The organism is Streptomyces sp. NBC_00414, assembly GCF_036038375.1.
Classification (GTDB): domain Bacteria; phylum Actinomycetota; class Actinomycetes; order Streptomycetales; family Streptomycetaceae; genus Streptomyces.
Window position 1 is genome coordinate 5,861,513 of sequence record NZ_CP107935.1, and the last position, 16,941, is coordinate 5,878,453.

General features: G+C 69.8%; 13 protein-coding genes. 5 read left to right on the forward strand and 8 right to left on the reverse strand.

Annotated features, from left to right (window positions below; all coding sequences use genetic code 11):
* Window positions 1–106: 106 nt before the first annotated feature.
* The gene (gene hemB, locus OHS59_RS25470; RefSeq protein WP_328495709.1) at window positions 107–1,099 is read left to right on the forward strand and encodes a porphobilinogen synthase; all 993 of its coding nucleotides are present in this window, start codon (window positions 107–109) and stop codon (window positions 1,097–1,099) included.
* Window positions 1,100–1,606: 507 nt separating this feature from the next.
* On the opposite strand, the gene OHS59_RS25475 is transcribed toward hemB, so the two are convergent.
* On the reverse strand, window positions 1,607–2,293 hold the full coding sequence (locus OHS59_RS25475) for a DUF4232 domain-containing protein (protein ID WP_328495710.1): 687 nt from the start codon (window positions 2,291–2,293) through the stop codon (window positions 1,607–1,609).
* Window positions 2,294–2,509: 216 nt separating this feature from the next.
* Between OHS59_RS25475 and OHS59_RS25480 the strand changes: the two genes are divergently transcribed.
* On the forward strand, window positions 2,510–3,874 hold the full coding sequence (locus OHS59_RS25480; RefSeq protein ID WP_328495711.1) for a helix-turn-helix domain-containing protein: 1,365 nt from the start codon (window positions 2,510–2,512) through the stop codon (window positions 3,872–3,874).
* Between the two features lie 145 nt (window positions 3,875–4,019).
* Complete coding sequence (locus tag OHS59_RS25485) at window positions 4,020–4,922, forward strand: SAM-dependent methyltransferase (RefSeq protein ID WP_328495712.1); 903 nt, start codon at window positions 4,020–4,022, stop codon at window positions 4,920–4,922.
* Window positions 4,923–4,965: 43 nt separating this feature from the next.
* Here OHS59_RS25485 and OHS59_RS25490 read toward each other — a convergent pair whose 3' ends face one another.
* The 3 genes from OHS59_RS25490 to argS form a co-directional block, all read right to left on the reverse strand.
* Window positions 4,966–5,763, reverse strand: a complete 798-nt coding sequence (locus OHS59_RS25490; RefSeq protein WP_328495713.1) for a DUF4253 domain-containing protein — start codon at window positions 5,761–5,763, stop codon at window positions 4,966–4,968.
* A 41-nt stretch (window positions 5,764–5,804) separates the two neighbouring features.
* Complete coding sequence (locus OHS59_RS25495) at window positions 5,805–6,731, reverse strand: phosphotransferase family protein (RefSeq protein ID WP_328495714.1); 927 nt, start codon at window positions 6,729–6,731, stop codon at window positions 5,805–5,807.
* Window positions 6,732–7,008: 277 nt separating this feature from the next.
* Window positions 7,009–8,802 (reverse strand): arginine--tRNA ligase, encoded by a 1,794-nt coding sequence (gene argS / locus OHS59_RS25500; protein ID WP_328495715.1) that lies wholly within the window; start codon window positions 8,800–8,802, stop codon window positions 7,009–7,011.
* A 363-nt stretch (window positions 8,803–9,165) separates the two neighbouring features.
* Here argS and lysS point away from each other — a divergent pair, with 363 nt between their 5' ends.
* Window positions 9,166–10,908, forward strand: coding sequence for a lysine--tRNA ligase (gene lysS, locus OHS59_RS25505; protein WP_328495716.1), 1,743 nt, complete (start codon window positions 9,166–9,168; stop codon window positions 10,906–10,908).
* Between the two features lie 115 nt (window positions 10,909–11,023).
* On the opposite strand, the gene OHS59_RS25510 is transcribed toward lysS, so the two are convergent.
* The 3 genes from OHS59_RS25510 to OHS59_RS25520 all read right to left on the reverse strand — a co-directional run bounded on the left by OHS59_RS25510 (window position 11,024) and on the right by OHS59_RS25520 (window position 14,577).
* Entirely contained in the window at window positions 11,024–12,436 is a 1,413-nt protein-coding gene (locus tag OHS59_RS25510; protein WP_328495717.1) for a DUF2637 domain-containing protein, read from the reverse strand.
* Window positions 12,437–12,620: 184 nt separating this feature from the next.
* On the reverse strand, window positions 12,621–13,529 hold the full coding sequence (locus OHS59_RS25515; RefSeq protein ID WP_328495718.1) for a DUF3558 domain-containing protein: 909 nt from the start codon (window positions 13,527–13,529) through the stop codon (window positions 12,621–12,623).
* Between the two features lie 148 nt (window positions 13,530–13,677).
* Window positions 13,678–14,577 (reverse strand): DUF3558 domain-containing protein, encoded by a 900-nt coding sequence (locus tag OHS59_RS25520; RefSeq protein WP_328495719.1) that lies wholly within the window; start codon window positions 14,575–14,577, stop codon window positions 13,678–13,680.
* Between the two features lie 206 nt (window positions 14,578–14,783).
* Between OHS59_RS25520 and OHS59_RS25525 the strand changes: the two genes are divergently transcribed.
* Window positions 14,784–15,977 (forward strand): RtcB family protein, encoded by a 1,194-nt coding sequence (locus OHS59_RS25525; RefSeq protein WP_328495720.1) that lies wholly within the window; start codon window positions 14,784–14,786, stop codon window positions 15,975–15,977.
* Between the two features lie 114 nt (window positions 15,978–16,091).
* Here the strand turns inward: OHS59_RS25525 and OHS59_RS25530 are convergent, their stop codons facing one another.
* Complete coding sequence (locus OHS59_RS25530; protein ID WP_328495721.1) at window positions 16,092–16,877, reverse strand: SDR family oxidoreductase; 786 nt, start codon at window positions 16,875–16,877, stop codon at window positions 16,092–16,094.
* Window positions 16,878–16,941: the final 64 nt, after the last annotated feature.

Genomic DNA, 16,941 nt, shown 5'->3' on the forward strand with positions numbered 1-16,941 from the left:
CACGGCCCGCTCCGGTTCGTGGGCGGCCGCGGGGCTGTTCGCCTCCGGGTGGGCTGCCGACTTGGCGTCGGCAAAGGTGGTTCCGGGGCGGGCGTAGCGTGGTCGTATGACGACGTACGGATCCTTTCCCGGCAGCCGGCCGCGACGGCTGCGGACCAGTCCTGTGATGCGGCGCATGGTCGCCGAGACCCGGCTGCATCCCGCTGATTTCATCCTCCCCGCTTTTGTGCGTGAGGGTATTTCCGAGCCCGTGCCCATTGCCGCGATGCCCGGCGTCGTGCAGCACACCCGGGACAGTCTGAAGAAGGCCGCTGCGGATGCGGTGGCTGCGGGGATTTCCGGGATCATGCTGTTCGGTGTGCCGGAGGAGGCCAAGAAGGATGCCGTGGGCTCGGCCGGGACCGATCCCGAGGGAATTCTGCAAGTTGCCCTTCGGGATGTGCGCAGTGAGGTCGGGGACGAGCTGTTGGTGATGTCCGATCTGTGTCTTGATGAGACCACCGATCATGGGCACTGCGGTGTGCTGGACGGGGAAGGGCGTGTGGACAATGACGCCACCCTGGAGCGGTATGCCGAGATGGCTCAGGTGCAGGCCGACGCCGGTGCCCACGTGGTGGGGCCCAGCGGGATGATGGACGGTCAGGTCGGGGTTGTTCGTGATGCCCTCGATCAGATCGGGCGGGAGGACGTGGCCGTGCTCGCCTACACCGTCAAGTACTCGTCCGCTTTCTTCGGGCCCTTTCGCGAGGCTGTCGGGTCGTCGTTGAAGGGTGACCGGAAGACGTACCAGCAGGACCCCGCGAACGCCCGGGAGTCGATGCGGGAGCTGGCGCTCGATCTGGAAGAGGGCGCCGACATGGTGATGGTGAAGCCCGCGGGGCCCTATCTGGACATCCTCGCGCGCGTCGCCGACTCGGTGGACGTGCCCGTCGTCGCCTACCAGATCTCCGGGGAGTACTCGATGATCGAGGCCGCCGCGGAGAAGGGGTGGATCGATCGTGACCAGGCGATCCTGGAGTCGTTGACCGGGATCCGGCGGGCCGGGGCTCGGAGCATCCTCACGTACTGGGCCACCGAGGTGGCTCAGAAGCTGCGCTGAGGGGCCTGGGAGCCGCGCTGCGCCGGGGGGCCGTGTATGGGGTGCGGTGGGGGCGGGTGGGTGTGAGCTGTGCGTTGCTTGGGGTGGCCCCGGCCCCGTAAGGGCGAGTTGCCCGGTGCAGTGCCCGACCGGGACGGGATTCCCGTGCTGGGGCTCGTCGGTGACCGACATGCTGAGCCGCCTGCGGGACCGTGAGTTCCAGCGGCTGCCGGTGCTCGGGTTTCTGCGGGCCCCGGGACCGAGGTCGCGCTGCAGGGGAAGGTGCCCTGGTAGGCGTGCGTCTTCGGGCTGTACGTGCTGCCCCTGATGTGGTTCCGGGCCTGGCGGGTGCTCGGTGGCCCTGACTTCGGCGGTGACGCGGACGGGCACACACCGATCGACAGACTCATCTCGATCCAGCGTGTGGAGCAGGGCGGCCTGCCCGTCCAGAAGGGCTTCTGCGGGCGCCTGCCGGGCGACCCCGGCGAGACGGTGCCCCTGAGGGCCGGGCCGTCACACCTTCCGCGGTCACCAGGAGAGGGCGTCGCCCATCGCCGCCTGCCAGTACGAGACCCGGACCGAGTCGTCCACGTACACGCCCTTGGCGGGGAGCGACGGCCTGGCGGGCGTCTGCGAGGCCGCGTCGAGGTAGAACGTCAGCGACTTGGCCGTGTAGCCGTCCGAGCCGCTGCCGTCCGCCGCCGAGAGGAGCACGCCCGCGTAGCCCGACTCGCCCGGGGCCAGCGTGACCACCGCCTGTGGCTTGGAGTCCTCGAAGGCCGGCGGCACCGACTGGGCCGCGCCCAGGCGCACTGCCGGGTATCCGGTCAGGTCGCAGTTCTTCGAGCCGGTGTTGGTGACGGTGAGGAGGAGGTGGTTGAGGGGGCGCGAGACCACGGTGGCGGCCGTACGGATGTCGGTGCAGGGGGTGAGGGTGGCGGTGTTCCTGTTCGTGTTCTTCGTTTTCTTCGAGGTCGAGGGGGCCTTGGTGGTCGAGGAGCCCTTGTCGCCCTCGGCGGATGAGCCCACCGGGTCGGCCTGATCCTTGTCGTCGGACGTCCGCTCGCTCTCCTTGGACGAGGGCGCCGTGGACGAGCGGTCGGCCGACATGCCCTCTTCACGGATGCCCTCGCCGTTGTCGCACGCGGTCAGGGACAGGGTGGCGACCGTGAGCGCGGCGGCGAGCAGACGAGTGCGGTGGGTACGTGCGGACATGGGTGATCCCCCTGATGCGGTACGGGTGGTGGCACGGACCGCTCGACCGGGTGCCGGGAGCGGCGTGCTTGGATGGCCCAAGCTTGTGCGGAGATCCGTCCCGGCCGTGAGACCTGCCGGGTTTTCCGGGACGCTGGAACGGCCGCAAGGGCTCTGATCAGGGGAAACGACCTACCCCTGGAATGTGGATCCGGGACGTGGTGAGAGGTGGGAACGGTGGCGGGGGACGAGTTCACGGAGCTGTTGGGGCAGCTGAAGGAGCGGTCCGGGCTCAGTTACGGGGTGCTCGGGAAGCGGCTCCACACGAGTGCGTCCACGCTCCACCGGTATGTCAACGGGGATGCCGTGCCGACGGACTACGCGCCGGTCGAGCGGTTCGCGCGGCTGTGCAGGGCGACCCCCGGGGAACTGGTGGAGTTGCACCGGCGGTGGGTTCTCGCGGATGCGCGGCGGAAGCAGAAGCCCGCCGTGACCGAGACCGCCGTCGCCGCGGCGGGGGAGCCCGCGCAGGAGGTGGAAGAGGGGGAGAGGGAGCGTGCGGAGCCGGTGGCCGGCCGGGACACTCCGGGCGTCGCCGATGTGCCGGACCTGTCCGCCGGTTCTGTCGCTTCGGCCGTTCCCGCCGCCGACGAGCCCGCCGCTCCGGGTGTCTCCGATGTTCCGGTCCTGCGGCGGCGGCGTACCGTCGTCCTCGCCGGAGCCGCCGTCGTCGCCGCGGTCGTGGCGGCGGCGCTCGTGGTGAATCTCGTGTCCGGCGGAGGCGATGACGGCGAGGGCCGCAAGCAGTCCGTGGGGGCCGCCCGGTCCGCCGACGGCAGCCCGGGGGCAGGCAGGTCCGCCGACGCGAAGGGCGGATCGGCCTCGCCTTCCGCCTCGCGGTCGGGGAGTCCCACGGCGTCCGACTCGCCCTCCGCCTCCCGCAGCGGTGGGGCCGGGCCGGGGCGCGACGCGGGAGTCGCCGACGGTGCCACCGCGCCCATCGTCGCCGTCAACCCCTACAAGTGGGACGACCCGTGCAGCCAGCACTACCTCGTCGACCGCGAGGCCGAGTCCGTGCCCCCGCCGCCGAGCGAGCCCGACGCGCGCGGGTGGGTCACCGCGCTCGGCGGGGTCGCCGCCGGACAGCAGATGCTCGCGCTGACCGTCCAGGGCACCGGGAAGGCCACCGTCGTCCTGGAGGACCTGCATGTGCGGGTGGTCGAGAAGAGCGCACCGCTCGCCTGGAACGACTTCGAGATGGGCGTCGGCTGCGGTGGCGGTGTGCAGACCACGTCGTTCGGGGTGAACCTCGACGCCGGGCGGCCCGGGACCTCGCCCAGGGCCGGGCAGCGGGACTTCCCGTACAAGGTGAGCGAGTCCGACCCCGAGGTCTTCTACATCTTCGCGGACGCCCGGACGCACAACGTGAGCTGGTATCTGGAGCTGGAGTGGTCGAGCGGGACCAAGAAGGGGACCGTTCGCGTCGACGACAACGGCAATCCCTTCCGGACGAGCGGGAACGTGGGACGGCCCGCGTACAACTACCCGCTCGGTGACTCCGCCTGGGGGCGCAACGAGTACGAGCCCGATGTCCCCGGCTGAGCGCCTGTCTCTGCCCGGATCGGTGTCGGGCAAAACCCCAAAAGGCCGATCCATCCTGTGGATCCCGGAATCGGGGCACTATCAAGTCACCCTGCGAGTTAGGTTGTTGCCCGTTGACTGACGCGACTCTCCAGGGAGAGGCTCTATGCCCGGTGATGCTCTCAGCCAGGACCCCGCCGAGCTGAGAAGGAGGATCGACACCACCAAGGCACACCCGGCCCGTGTCTATGACGTCTTCCTCGGGGGCAAGGACAACTACCCGGTGGACCGGGCCGCGGCCGCCGCCGCGCTCGCCGCCAACCCGCGCGGCTACCTCGACGTCCGGCACAACCGCGACTTCCTGCGCCGGGCCGTGAACACGCTGACGGGCGAAGAGGGCATCCGGCAGTACCTGGACATCGGCACCGGGCTGCCGACCCAGGAGAACGTGCACCAGATCGCCCAGCGCATCGCCCCCGACTCCCGTGTCGTGTACGTCGACAACGACCCGGTCGTCCTCGCCCACGCGCGCGCCCTGCTCACCAGCGGGCCCGAGGGCCGTACCGACTACATCGACGCCGATCTGCAGAACCCGGCCCAGATCCTCGAAGGCGCCGCGAAGACCCTGGACTTCGACCAGCCGATCGCCCTGGCGCTCGTGGCGATCCTGCACTTCGTCGAGGACGAGCGGGCCTACCCGATCGTCCGCGAACTGGTCGAGGCGCTGCCCTCGGGCAGCCGGCTCGTGCTCAGCCATCTCACCGAGGACCTCAACGCCGAGAACGTCCGCGCGGTCCAGCGGACGTACACCGAGCGGGGCTTCACCTTCGTGCTGCGTACGAAGGCGGAGGTCGAGCGGTTCCTCACCGAGAACGGGCTTGAGGTGGACGAGCCCGGCGTGGTCCCCGCCCACCACTGGCGGCCCGACAACGCGGCGCCCGTGCCCGAGCAGCCCGAGCAGGGCTACCTCGACGGCCTCGACGACATCGAGAAGGTCCGCTACCGCGACATCAACGACGTGACGGACGCGGACATCAACGTGTACGCGGTCACCGGCCGCAAGCCCTGAGCCGAGCTCCGACAGGCCGCTCGCGGTCGTCGGGGACGGTCGGTCAGTCCCACCAGAACGACCAGGAGCGTGCGCCGAGCACCTCGTGCTCGGCGTACGCCCGCAGCGAGTCGTTGCTGCTCTGCTCGATGTTGTCCGGGCAGAACGCGTAGTGCTCGGCGGCTATCGCCTCCGCCTCGGCCAGGGTCCGGGGCGGGGCCGCGACGGAGACGACCAGCTGGTCGAAGCCGAGCGCCACGACCCGGATGCCGAAGCGGTCCTCCCAGGAACGCAGGACTGCGCACAGCTCCGCCACGTCGTCGGTGAGGTTGACCGGACCGCACCAGCCGATGGCGGCCGGGATGTCCGCGCTGCGACGGGCCCGGACGAGCGCGAGCCGCGGCTCCGCCAGCGGGCCCGCCCCGCCCACGAGGGCGTCCGTCACCTCGGCGGCCCACACGTCCGGATCGACGTCCAATACGCCCGCCGCGGCGAGGCCGGGCCAGTCGGTGTCCTCCGCCTCGGCCGCGTACTCCTCCCAGAGCTCCGCGAGCACCTCCTCGGCGTCGTGGTCGCCCGGATAGGAAACCCGGTCCGGGTCCAACTCCCACTTGTCCGGGTGGGGTTCGCTGCCCGTGCGCCCGCAGACCAGGACCGGGTACAGACCTGCCGTGCGGCGCGCGGACGCCAGCCGCAGCCAGTCGCCCGGCGCCGCCGGAGCGTCGGCCCGCCACAGCAGCGGTTCGTCCCAGGTGCCGTCGACCGTCGTGTCGAGCAGGGCACCGGGCGGGAGGTCGAGACCGATCGAGCGACCGGTCGGGTCTGCCGCGAGCGTCGGCAGCTGGTTCGGAAGAGTCGCCATGCCCGTGACTTTAGGGCCCGCCACTGACAACGGGCGCTCACTCAGTCGGTGCCGAACCACGTGTGCGCGAGCGAGTCCAGCGTCGGCTCCGGTGGTCCGGGCAACATGCGCAGATACGAGGGCAGGTCGCTGTAGACGTGCAGCAGCGTGTACGCCATGAGCGTGTGCGGGTCGAACGGCGTTCGCCCGTAGGCCTCGTAGAACCGCTTCAGGAGCCGGGGCTGCCCGCACGTGACGAACAGGCCGACGCTCACGAAGTCGTAGGCCGGGTGGCCGACCATCGCCGGTTCGAAGTCGAACAGGCCCGTCAGACGCCAGCCGTCCGGGTCCACGGTCAGGTGCTCGCGCATGAACTCGGTGTGCAGCAGCACCCGTCGCGCCGGGGCGGCCAGCGGTACCGAGCTCAGGAACCAGGGGATCTGGTCGAGCCACTCCTTCGACAGCCCGGCCTCGCGCTGCAGTTCCACGGCGTCCGCGCGCTGCGAGTCGACGAACAGGCCCCAGTCCGACGGACCGACGAGGCCGGCCAGCGGCGCGGGGCTCAGCGCGTGCAGCGCCGCGAGCGTCTCACCGGCCTCCGTGACGATCCGGTCCTGCTCCGCCGCCGGGATCCGCGGCCACGCCTGCGCGAGACTCTCCCCGGGCAGCCGGGACATCAGGACGAAGGACCAGCCGTTCTTGTAGGCGCCGGCCGAGTGCAACTGCGGTGTGGGGACCGGCAGTTTGCCGTACACATGGCTGAGCATCCGCTCCTCGCGCCGGGCTTCGAGCTTCTCGAAGGCGGGGAACAGCTTCAGTACGTGCGCGGCGCCGATGGAGTACACGGGGAGCGAGCCCTCGATGTAGCGGACCATCTGCTTCGGGATCAGGCCGAGGCGCTCGCAGAGGTCCGCCACGGCCGGCCGCAGCAGGGCCTCGTCCCGGACGACCTCGTACAGCTCCTCGCCGGTCTCAACAAGAGGCAGCATGACTGGCGAACACCCTCCGGACGGCCGGAGTGATGGAGAAGGGCAGTGCAGTGCTCATTGCGCTCCCAGCGTGCGGTTCGGCGAGGCTCGCGAACCCCGGGGTCGGGGTCGGCGGCCCGCAGCATCGCATACTCCGGGGTGCACCCGGACGGCTCAACCTTTGGCCCTTACATGCACGGAAAGGCAGGTCGGAGAGAGGTCGGAGGCAGGTCCGAGCGGGGAGCGGCCGGAGGCGTGCACGCCTTCACCAGCCGCTCACCCGAACGGGTGAAGGAGCTCAGAGGCGTTCGGGCGTCCTGATACCGAGCAGCGCCATGCCCCGGTGCAGCGTGCGGGCCGTCAGATCGACGAGGAACAGCCTGTTCTCGACGACCTCCTTCGGGTTCGCGTCGCTCAGTACCTGGCACTGGTCGTAGAACGTCGTCAGGTGCGACGCCAGCTGGTACAGGTACGAGGCCAGCTTGTGCGGCTCGTAGCCCGCGGCCACGTCCAGGAGCAGCTCGCCGAACTGGTCCAGGTGCAGCCCCAGCGCACGCTCCGCGGGAGCCAGCGCCAGCTCCGGGTGGGCCAGCGGACGCGCGTCCCCGGCCTTGCGGAGGATCGACTGGATACGGGCGTACGCGTACTGGAGGTACACGCTCGTGTCGCCGTTCAGCGACACCATCTGGTCCAGGTCGAACTTGTAGTCCCGGACGGCCGACGTGGACAGGTCCGCGTACTTCACGGCGCCGACCCCGACGAACCGGCCGTTCTCGACGATCTCCTCCTCGGACAGGCCCATCTTCTCGGCCTTCTCGCGGACCACCGTCGTGGCACGGTCGATCGCCTCGTCGAGCAGGTCCACCAGCCGGACCGTCTCGCCCTCACGCGTCTTGAACGGCTTGCCGTCCTTGCCGAGGACCGTGCCGAAGGCCAGCTGCTGCGCCTTGGTGTCCTCGTTCAGCCAGCCCGCCCTGCGAGCCGTCTCGAAGACCATCTTGAAGTGCAGGGACTGCCGCGCGTCGACCACGTACAGGAGCGTGTCCGCCTTCAGGTCGAAGACGCGGTTCCTGATCGCGGACAGGTCGGTCGCCGCGTAGCCGTAGCCGCCGTCCGACTTCTTCACGATCAGCGGGACCGGGTTGCCGTCCGGGCCCTTGACGTCGTCGAAGAACACGCACAGGGCACCCTCGGAGCGGACCGCCACGCCTGAGTCCTCGAGGATGCGGCAGGTCTCGTCCAGCATGTCGTTGTAGCCGGACTCGCCGACGATGTCCGCGTCCCGGATCTCCATGTCCAGCTTCTCGAAGACCGAGAAGAAGTAGACCTTCGACTCGTCCACGAACCGCTGCCAGGTGGCGAGGGTGTGCGGGTCGCCGGCCTGGAGGTCGACCACCCTGCGGCGCGCCCGCGTCTTGAACTCCTCGTCGGAGTCGAAGTGCGTGCGGGCGGCCTTGTAGAGGCGGTTGAGGTTCGACATCGCCTCCTCGCCCGTCTCCGCCGTGCCGTCCGCGGCGCCTTCGGGGGTCTTGCGGTCCAGCTCGTGCGGGTGCTCGTCCAGGTACTGGATGAGCATGCCGAACTGGGTGCCCCAGTCGCCGATGTGGTGCCGCCGTACGACGGTCTCGCCGACGAACTCCAGGATCTGCACGACCGCGTCGCCGATCACCGCGGAGCGGAGGTGGCCTACGTGCATCTCCTTGGCCACGTTCGGCTGGGCGTAGTCGATGACCGTCGTGCCCGGGTGCTCGGCGAACGGCACGCCGAGGCGGTCGGTGGGGTCCGTGGCGCGGTCCGCGAGGGTCTGGGTGATCGCCCGGTCGGTGACCGTGATGTTCAGGAAGCCGGGGCCCGAGACCTCGATGTCCTTGATCAGGTCACCCGTGACCACCCGGTCGACGACCTGTGTGGCGAGGTCCCTGGGGTTGGCCTTCGCCTTCTTCGCCAGGGCGAGGATTCCGTTGGCCTGGAAGTCCGCCCTGTCGCTGCGTCGCAGCAGCGGGTCCGCGTCCGCGGTCTCCGGCAGGGCTGCCGTGAGCGCGTCCGTCAGGCGCTGGTGGACGTGGGCGGTGAGGGACGTGACCGAGGCCATGGGGTGGGAGCCGTTCTCCTCGTGGGTACGGGTGGGTGCGGCCAGTATCCCACGGTGGGTAAAGGGGTTTTTCGCCCCCGCCGCCCCTACCCTTCCCGTCACTGCATGGGGGCTGCGCCCCCTCGCCCCCCGATATCGCGCTTCGCGCTCGTCCTCAAACGCCGGACGGGCTGGGAGATTCGCGGGCGGGCTGAAGGTTGCCGCCCGGGCGGCTGCATCTCAGTCCGGCCGGCTTTCGTCTCAGCCCGTCCGGCGTTTGAGGACCGGGGGTTCGGGGGCGGAGCCCCCGAAAGGCGTTTTCGTGGTTGAGGGCCCAGCTGGGACAATGGCACGGTCAGCCGTGTCAGTCGTAGGAAAGAAGGCGTGCCGATCGTGGCTCAGAGCACCGAGACCACCGACTGGGTCTCCCGTTTCGCGGATGAGGTCATCGAGGAGTCGGAGCGCCGAGCCCCGGGCAAACGGATCGTCGTCGCGTCCGGACTCTCCCCCTCCGGCCCCATCCACCTCGGCAACCTGCGCGAGGTCATGACCCCGCACCTGGTCGCCGACGAGATCCGCCGCCGCGGCCACGAGGTCAGGCACCTGATCTCCTGGGACGACTACGACCGGTACCGGAAGGTGCCGAACGGCGTTCCGGGGGTCGACGAGTCCTGGGCCGAGCACATCGGCAGGCCCCTGACCTCCGTACCCGCCCCCAAGGGCTCCCCGTACCCGAACTGGGCCGAGCACTTCAAGGCCGCGATGGTCGACGCGCTCGCCGAGATGGGCGTCGAGTTCGACGGGATCAGCCAGACCGAGCAGTACACCTCGGGCGTCTATCGCGAGCAGGTCCTGCACGCGATGAAGCACCGCGGGGACATCGACGCGATCCTCGACCAGTACCGGACCAAGAAGGCCCCCGCGAAGAAGCAGTCGCAGAAGCCCCTCGACGAGGCCGAGCTGGAGGCCGCCGAGGGGTCCGGAGCGGCCGCCGAGGACGACGGCACCGGGTCCGCCGGGTACTTCCCGTACAAGCCGTACTGCGGTGGCTGCGGCAAGGACCTCACCACCGTCACGGCCTACGACGACGACACCACCGAGCTGACGTACAGCTGCACGGAGTGCGCCTACTCGGAGACCGTCCGGCTCAGCGAGTTCAACCGCGGCAAGCTGGTCTGGAAGGTCGACTGGCCGATGCGCTGGGCGTACGAAGGTGTCGTCTTCGAGCCGAGCGGGGTCGACCACTCGTCTCCCGGGTCGAGCTTCCAGGTCGGCGGACAGATTGTCGGGAGCATCTTCGGCGGCAAGCAGCCCATCGGGCCCATGTACGCCTTCGTGGGGATCTCCGGGATGGCGAAGATGTCGTCCAGCAAGGGCGGAGTGCCCACTCCTGGCGACGCGCTGAAGATCATGGAGCCGCAGCTGCTGCGGTGGCTCTACGCCCGCCGCAGGCCCAACCAGTCGTTCAAGATCGCCTTCGACCAGGAGATCCAGCGGCTCTACGACGAGTGGGACAAGCTCGGCGGCAAGGTCGCCGACGGTTCCGCCCTGCCGGGGGACGTCGCCGCCTACGCGCGCGCGGTGGGCACCGCGGCGGGCGAGCTGCCGCCGACGCCCCGGCCGATGGCCTACCGCACCCTCGCCTCCGTCGCCGACATCACCGCCGGCGCCGAGGACCAGACCCTGCGCATCCTCAGCGAGCTGGACCCCGCCGACCCGATCACCTCGCTCGACGAGGTCAGGCCGCGGCTCGACAAGGCCGAGGCCTGGATCAACACCCAGGTCCCCGCCGACCAGCGCACCGTCGTCCGCGACGAGGTCGACACCAAGCTCATCGAGTCCCTCGACGACCAGGGGCGCGCCTCGCTGCGGTTGCTGCTCGACGGTCTCGACACGCACTGGTCGCTGGACGGGCTCACGCATCTCGTCTACGGCGTTCCGAAGGTCCAGGCGGGCTTCTCCGCCGACGCCACGCCCAAGGAACTCCCGGCGGAGATCAAGGTCGCCCAGCGGACGTTCTTCGCGCTGCTCTACCACCTGCTGGTGGGTCGTGACACCGGCCCGCGCCTGCCCACCCTGCTTCTCGCCGTGGGCCAGGACCGGGTGAGGAAGCTGCTCGGGGAGTAAACGGCGGCAGTACTCACTGGCTCGCCGTACTGGCCTGCCTGTACGTGAGAGGGGGCGCCCGGAGATCTCCGGGCGCCCCCTCTCACGTACGCGCCGCGTGGGCGTCTGCCGACTCCTAGGCGATGTGGTCCTCCTGGAGCTCCGCCGTATGCCGGTTGGTGAAACGGTTGACCATCCGGTCGGCATCGCGCTGCGGGAGCGTGGTGCCGAACGTGTCCTCCACATTGCCCCGGAACTGGCCCGAGGTCGGGTAGCTGCCGTCTATCGACTTCTTGAAGACCAGGTAGTAGTCCTCCTCGGTCGGCTCCGTGCCGCCGCCCGAGCCCAACTCGCGGGTACGGCCCGGCCCGGACGGGATCGGGAAGGTACCGGTGTCCTCCATGGAGGGCTCGGGGGAGGGCTCCGGGGCGGCGGCCGACTGCTCCTCGTACTGCTGCTGCGGGAAGGTCTCCTGCTCGAACTGGCGCTGGTCCTGGAACTGGCGCTGGTCCCGGAATCGCCGCTGGTCCCGGAATCGCTGCTGCGCCTCGAACTCCTCGGCCCGCTGCTGGTCCGAGTACGTCTCGGTGTACGCGCTCTCCGGGTCGTACGTCGGGTCGTAGCCGCCCTGGTACGCGACGGACTGGGGGTCCCGGGACTGGAGCCACGGATTGTGCGGCTCGATGTCGTCCGGCGGCTCGGGGGGTTCGTCGCCCTCGGGAGCCGGCTGCCGGACCCGGGCGGCTGCCGCGTCGTTCCGGGCGGCGGGTGCCGTCACCTGGGTGCGACCGCCTTCGGCCGCGGCGGGCTCCAGGGCAGGTTCCAGGGCGGGCTGCGGGGCCGGGGGCAGCAGCGCGGGCTCGATGCCCGCCGCCGCCAGACCCGAAGGGGCCGTCTCCGCCAGCGGCACGCCGTAACGGGCCAGCCGCAGCGGCATCAGGGACTCCACCGGGGCCTTGCGGCGCCAGGCGCGGCCGAAGCGGGAGCGCAGCCGCGCCTGGTAGACGAGCCGCTCCTGCTCCAGCTTGATGACCTGGTCGTAGGAGCGCAGCTCCCACAGCTTCATCCGCCGCCACAGGAGGAACGTGGGGAGCGGGGAGAGCAGCCAGCGGGTGAGGCGCACGCCCTCCATGTGCTTGTCGGCCGTGATGTCCGCGATCCGGCCGATCGCGTGCCGGGCCGCCTCCACGGAGACCACGAACAGGATCGGGATGACCGCGTGCATGCCCACACCGAGCGGGTCCGGCCAGGCGGCCGCGCCGTTGAACGCGATCGTCGCGACCGTCAGCAGCCACGCCGTCTGGCGCAGCAGCGGGAACGGGATCCTGATCCAGGTGAGGAGCAGATCGAGGGAGAGCAGGACGCATATGCCCGCGTCGATGCCGATCGGGAACACGTAACTGAAGTTCCCGAAGCCCTTCTGCAGGGCGAGTTCGCGCACCGCCGCGTAGGAACCGGCGAAGCCGATAGCTGCGATGACGACCGCTCCGAAGACGACCACTCCGATGAGGATCTTGTGCGTCTTGGTGAGCTCGATAGGCGCGGCCACCCGTACTCCCCTCCCATAACGACGTGTTGCGCGCAACAGAGTGGCACATGTGTACGGGGTGCGGATGCCCGGTACGGGTCGAGCCCGGCCTCCGTGGGGGCCGGGCTCCGCCAAATGTCCTGGTCGGGCTGCGAGTGGGACGGCAGTCGAAATGGACGCCGCGACCCCGAACTCGGGCCCTGTGTCAGCTCTTCCTGGTGGCGGACCCGCCGGCGCTCGTGCTGTCGTCGGAGCCGCCGCCGAGGTCCGAACCCTTGCCGGAACTCGATCCGGCACTCTTGCTCGGGGACGGGCTCGCGTCCGCGCCCTTGCTCGCGGACGGGTCGGCGTCCGACTCGGATCCGGCCCCGTCACCGCCGCCGTTGGCGGTCACGACCGCCTGCACGGCCTCCTTCGCGGCCTTCTCCGTGGCCTTCGACAGGTCGGCGGCCTTCGGGGAGTCGTCGCCCGCCAGGCCCGCGCCGTTGTAGTCGAGCGTCACGACGACGTTCTCCACGCGCGTCACGAGCGTCTGCTGCCTGAAGGTGCCTTCCTTCTTCTTCAGGTAGTACGTCACCAGCGTCGCCTCGTTGCCCGTGCCGGACACCGGCTGCGACTTGGTGTTCTTCGCGTCCTCCACCGAACGCGCGTCCTCGGCGTGCTTCGCGTAGTACTCCGAGGCCAGCTTCTCGCCCGTGCCACGGGTCTGGTCCGACTCGAAACGCAGCAGCGACACGTTCAGCCAGCGGAACTGCGAGCCCTTCACGCCCTTGTTGTCCAGGCTGTCCCAGGAGCAGTTGCCGCGCGTGGTGAGGTCCTCCGACTTGCCTTCCTTGCCGGACTTGGCGCCCTCCGGGACAAGCTCCTTCAACGTCTTCGACGAGAGAACCTTGCACGAGTCGGGAAGCTTCTCGTACGTCGCCTCCTTCACCACCACGCCCGCCTTCGTGGCGGAGGGCGACGCCGAGGAGCCGGAGTCCTTCTTCGCGTCGTCGCCGGAGCCGTCGCCGGAGTCCGAGGAGCAGCCGGAGGCGACGAGCATCACCGGGACTGCGGCCGCCCCGACAAGGACGCGGGTGAGTCGCTGACGGTGTCGCTGTACGGATCGGTGCATGGTTCCTTCACTCAAGACGCTCGGGTGTACGTGCGGACGGCCGCGTTCTCTGCCGGGCGCACTCGGTCGGGTCCGAGGAGCCACGGTAGCCCGAACGGGACAGAAGCGGCTCAGGTTCCACCTAGGCCGAAACCCCCGCCGAACGTCCCTAGTCGTTGAACGACTCGGCGAGCTGACCCGCCAGTTTTCGCGCCCTGTCCTGCATGTCCTCGCTGCTCGGGACGTCCGTCGTGGTCGCCGGCTGCTCGTCGTACTGGATGGTCACGACCACGTTGGACGTGCGGAACACCACAGTCACCGTGCGTCGCTTGGAGTCGTTCAGCGCGTCGTCGAGGAACGCGGCGTTGCCCAGATCGTCGAGCGTGCGGGGCTGGAGGGCGGTCGGGGTGGAACCCGGGGCGCCGCTGCCGGAGGGGTCCGCGGAGGAGCTGCCGTCACCGTCACCGCTCGCGTCGTCGGGCGTCCCGGACGTGCCGGAGTCGGGGGTCGCCCCGGAATCCGACTCCTCCGAACCCGAACCTGAACCCGAGGCGGACTCTGAGGCATCGGGCGAGTCGGTCGAACCGGATGATTCGGGCGAATCGGATGAGGTGGCGACCGGTGCCGGAAGGTCCGCCGCGGTCTCCTTCTTCGCGTAGATCTCCGTGGCGCGGTCGTCGTCGCTCACCGCGTTGTCGTACGAGACCACCCGTTCGAAATCCACCAGCAGATGGTCCGTCGCGGTCCCCGACTCCGCCTTCCAGTGGCAGCCGACCTTCCGGTCCGTGTCGTACGTGACCGTCGCCGTGCCCTCGTACGCCTTCTCGCGCTGCTCCTCGTCCGCCAGCTGCTTGATGCCCGGCAGCAGCGAGTCCAGCGTGCTCTGCGACACCGCGCCGCAGGGCTCCGGGAGCGTGCGGTACTTGCCGGGCCGCGCCGCGGTGGCCGTCGTCGCCGTGTCGCCCGGCTTCGGGTCGTCGTCGCCGCCGTCCGGCGATCCGCCGGTGCAGCCGGCCAGCAGCGCCGCGAGGAGCGCGGCGACGCCGGGTACGTACGCCTTCCGCTGCACGGGGAGGCTCCTCTCGACAGGTCGCTCGGCTGTGCTCGCGACCAGGGTGTCCTGTGGTTATTCGGTTGCCGCACGGGGGTGGGCCCTGAAGACAATGTGTATCGCACGCACTGCCGTGGATGCCGGTCCGTTGTCCCAAACGTTGGCCTTGGCGCCGGTTTTGCGATTTAAGACTTCTGTTGGTTCTGCGGGGGAATGAGGGCGATATGTCGTACGTGGAGATGCCGGGCGCGAAGGTTCCGATCCGTATGTGGGCGGACCCGGCGTCGGTGGAGGACGTGGCGATGCAGCAGCTCCGGAACGTCGCCACGCTGCCGTGGATCAAGGGCCTGGCCGTCATGCCGGACGTGCACTACGGAAAGGGTGCGACGGTCGGGTCGGTCATCGCGATGCAGGGGGCGGTGTGCCCCGCGGCGGTCGGGGTGGACATCGGCTGCGGGATGTCCGCGGTCAGGACGTCCCTGACGGCCAACGACCTGCCGGGCGACCTGTCCCATCTGCGGTCGAAGGTGGAGCAGGCGATTCCGGTCGGGCGGGGGATGCATGACGGCCCGGTCGATCCGGGACGCTTCCACGGCCTCGCCACCGGCGGGTGGGACGACTTCTGGGAGCGGTTCGACGGGGTCGCCGACGCGGTGAAGTTCCGTCAGGGGCGCGCCACGAAGCAGATGGGGACGCTCGGATCGGGCAATCACTTCGTCGAGATCTGCCTGAGCGAGGACGGCACGGTCTGGCTCATGCTGCATTCCGGGTCCCGGAACATCGGCAAGGAACTGGCCGAGCACCACATCGGTATCGCTCAGCGGCTTTCGCACAACCAGGGACTGATCGACCGCGACCTCGCCGTCTTCATCGCGGACACTCCGCAGATGGCGGCGTACCGCAACGACCTTTTCTGGGCGCAGGAATACGCGAAGTACAACCGCACGCTGATGATGGCGCTTCTGAAGGACGTGATCCGCAAGGAGTTCAAGAAGGCGAAGCCCGCCTTCGCGCCGGAGATCAGTGCGCACCACAACTACGTGGCCGAGGAGCGGTACGAGGGAATGGATCTCCTCGTCACCCGCAAGGGCGCCATTCGCGCGGGCTCCGGAGAGTTCGGCATCATTCCGGGCTCGATGGGCACCGGCTCGTACATCGTGAAGGGGCTCGGGAACGAGAAGGCCTTCAACTCGGCCTCGCACGGGGCGGGGCGGCGGATGAGCCGTAACGCGGCCAAGAAGCGCTTCTCGACGAAGGACCTGGAGGAGCAGACGCGGGGCGTGGAGTGCCGCAAGGACTCCGGTGTCGTGGACGAGATCCCGGCCGCGTACAAGCCGATCGAGCAGGTCATCGACCAGCAGCGGGATCTGGTCGAGGTCGTGGCGAAGCTGAAGCAGGTCGTGTGTGTGAAGGGTTAGTCCATTCATGCTGCACGGATCCAGGTGCGGCAACTGGATTCATGCAGCATGAATGTGCCGGTGATGAATCTGCCGGTACGGGGACGAGGACGGTGGCGGGCCGGGCAGCCGGCACTACAGCTCCCTGTGGACCTTCGTGTTGGAGGCCTGGGCCCGGGGCCGTACGACCAGCAGGTCGATGTTGACGTGCGAGGGGCGAGTCACCGTCCAGGTGATCGTCTCGGCGACGTCCTCGGCGGTGAGGGGTTCGGCCACTCCGGCGTAGACCTTCGCCGCCTTCTCGGCGTCACCGCCGAAGCGGGTCAGCGCGAACTCGTCGGTCCTGACCATGCCGGGGGCGATCTCGATCACCCGGACCGGGGTGCCGACGATCTCCAGACGGAGGGTCTCGGCGATGACGTGCTCGGCGTGCTTGGCGGCCACGTAGCCGGCGCCGCCCTCGTAGGTGCCGTGGCCCGCGGTCGAGGAGACGACGACCACCGTGCCGTCGCCGGACGCGGTCAGCGCCGGGAGGAGGGCCTGGGTGACGTTGAGCGTGCCGATGACGTTCGTCTCGTACATCTGGCGCCACTCCGCGGGGTCGCTGGACGCGACCGGGTCGGCGCCGAGCGCGCCGCCCGCGTTGTTGATCAGGACGCCGATCTTCTTGAAGGCCGTCGCGAACTCGTCGACCGCCGCGCGGTCGGTGACGTCCAGCGCGTACGCCGTCGCCTGGCCGCCCGCCGTGGTGATCTCCTCCGCGAGCGCCTCGATACGGTCCTTGCGGCGGGCGGTGAGGACCACCCTGTAACCCGCGGCCGCCAGCTGCCGGGCCGTCGCGGCACCGATTCCGCTGCTCGCGCCGGTGACGACGGCGATACGGGACGCGGCGGCGGGCGCGGCGGATGCGGCGGCGGTCATGGGCTGCTCCTCGGGGGAGGGGGGCGGGCGCTGCGACCTGCGGCCGCCGCTCGCTCGTACGGTC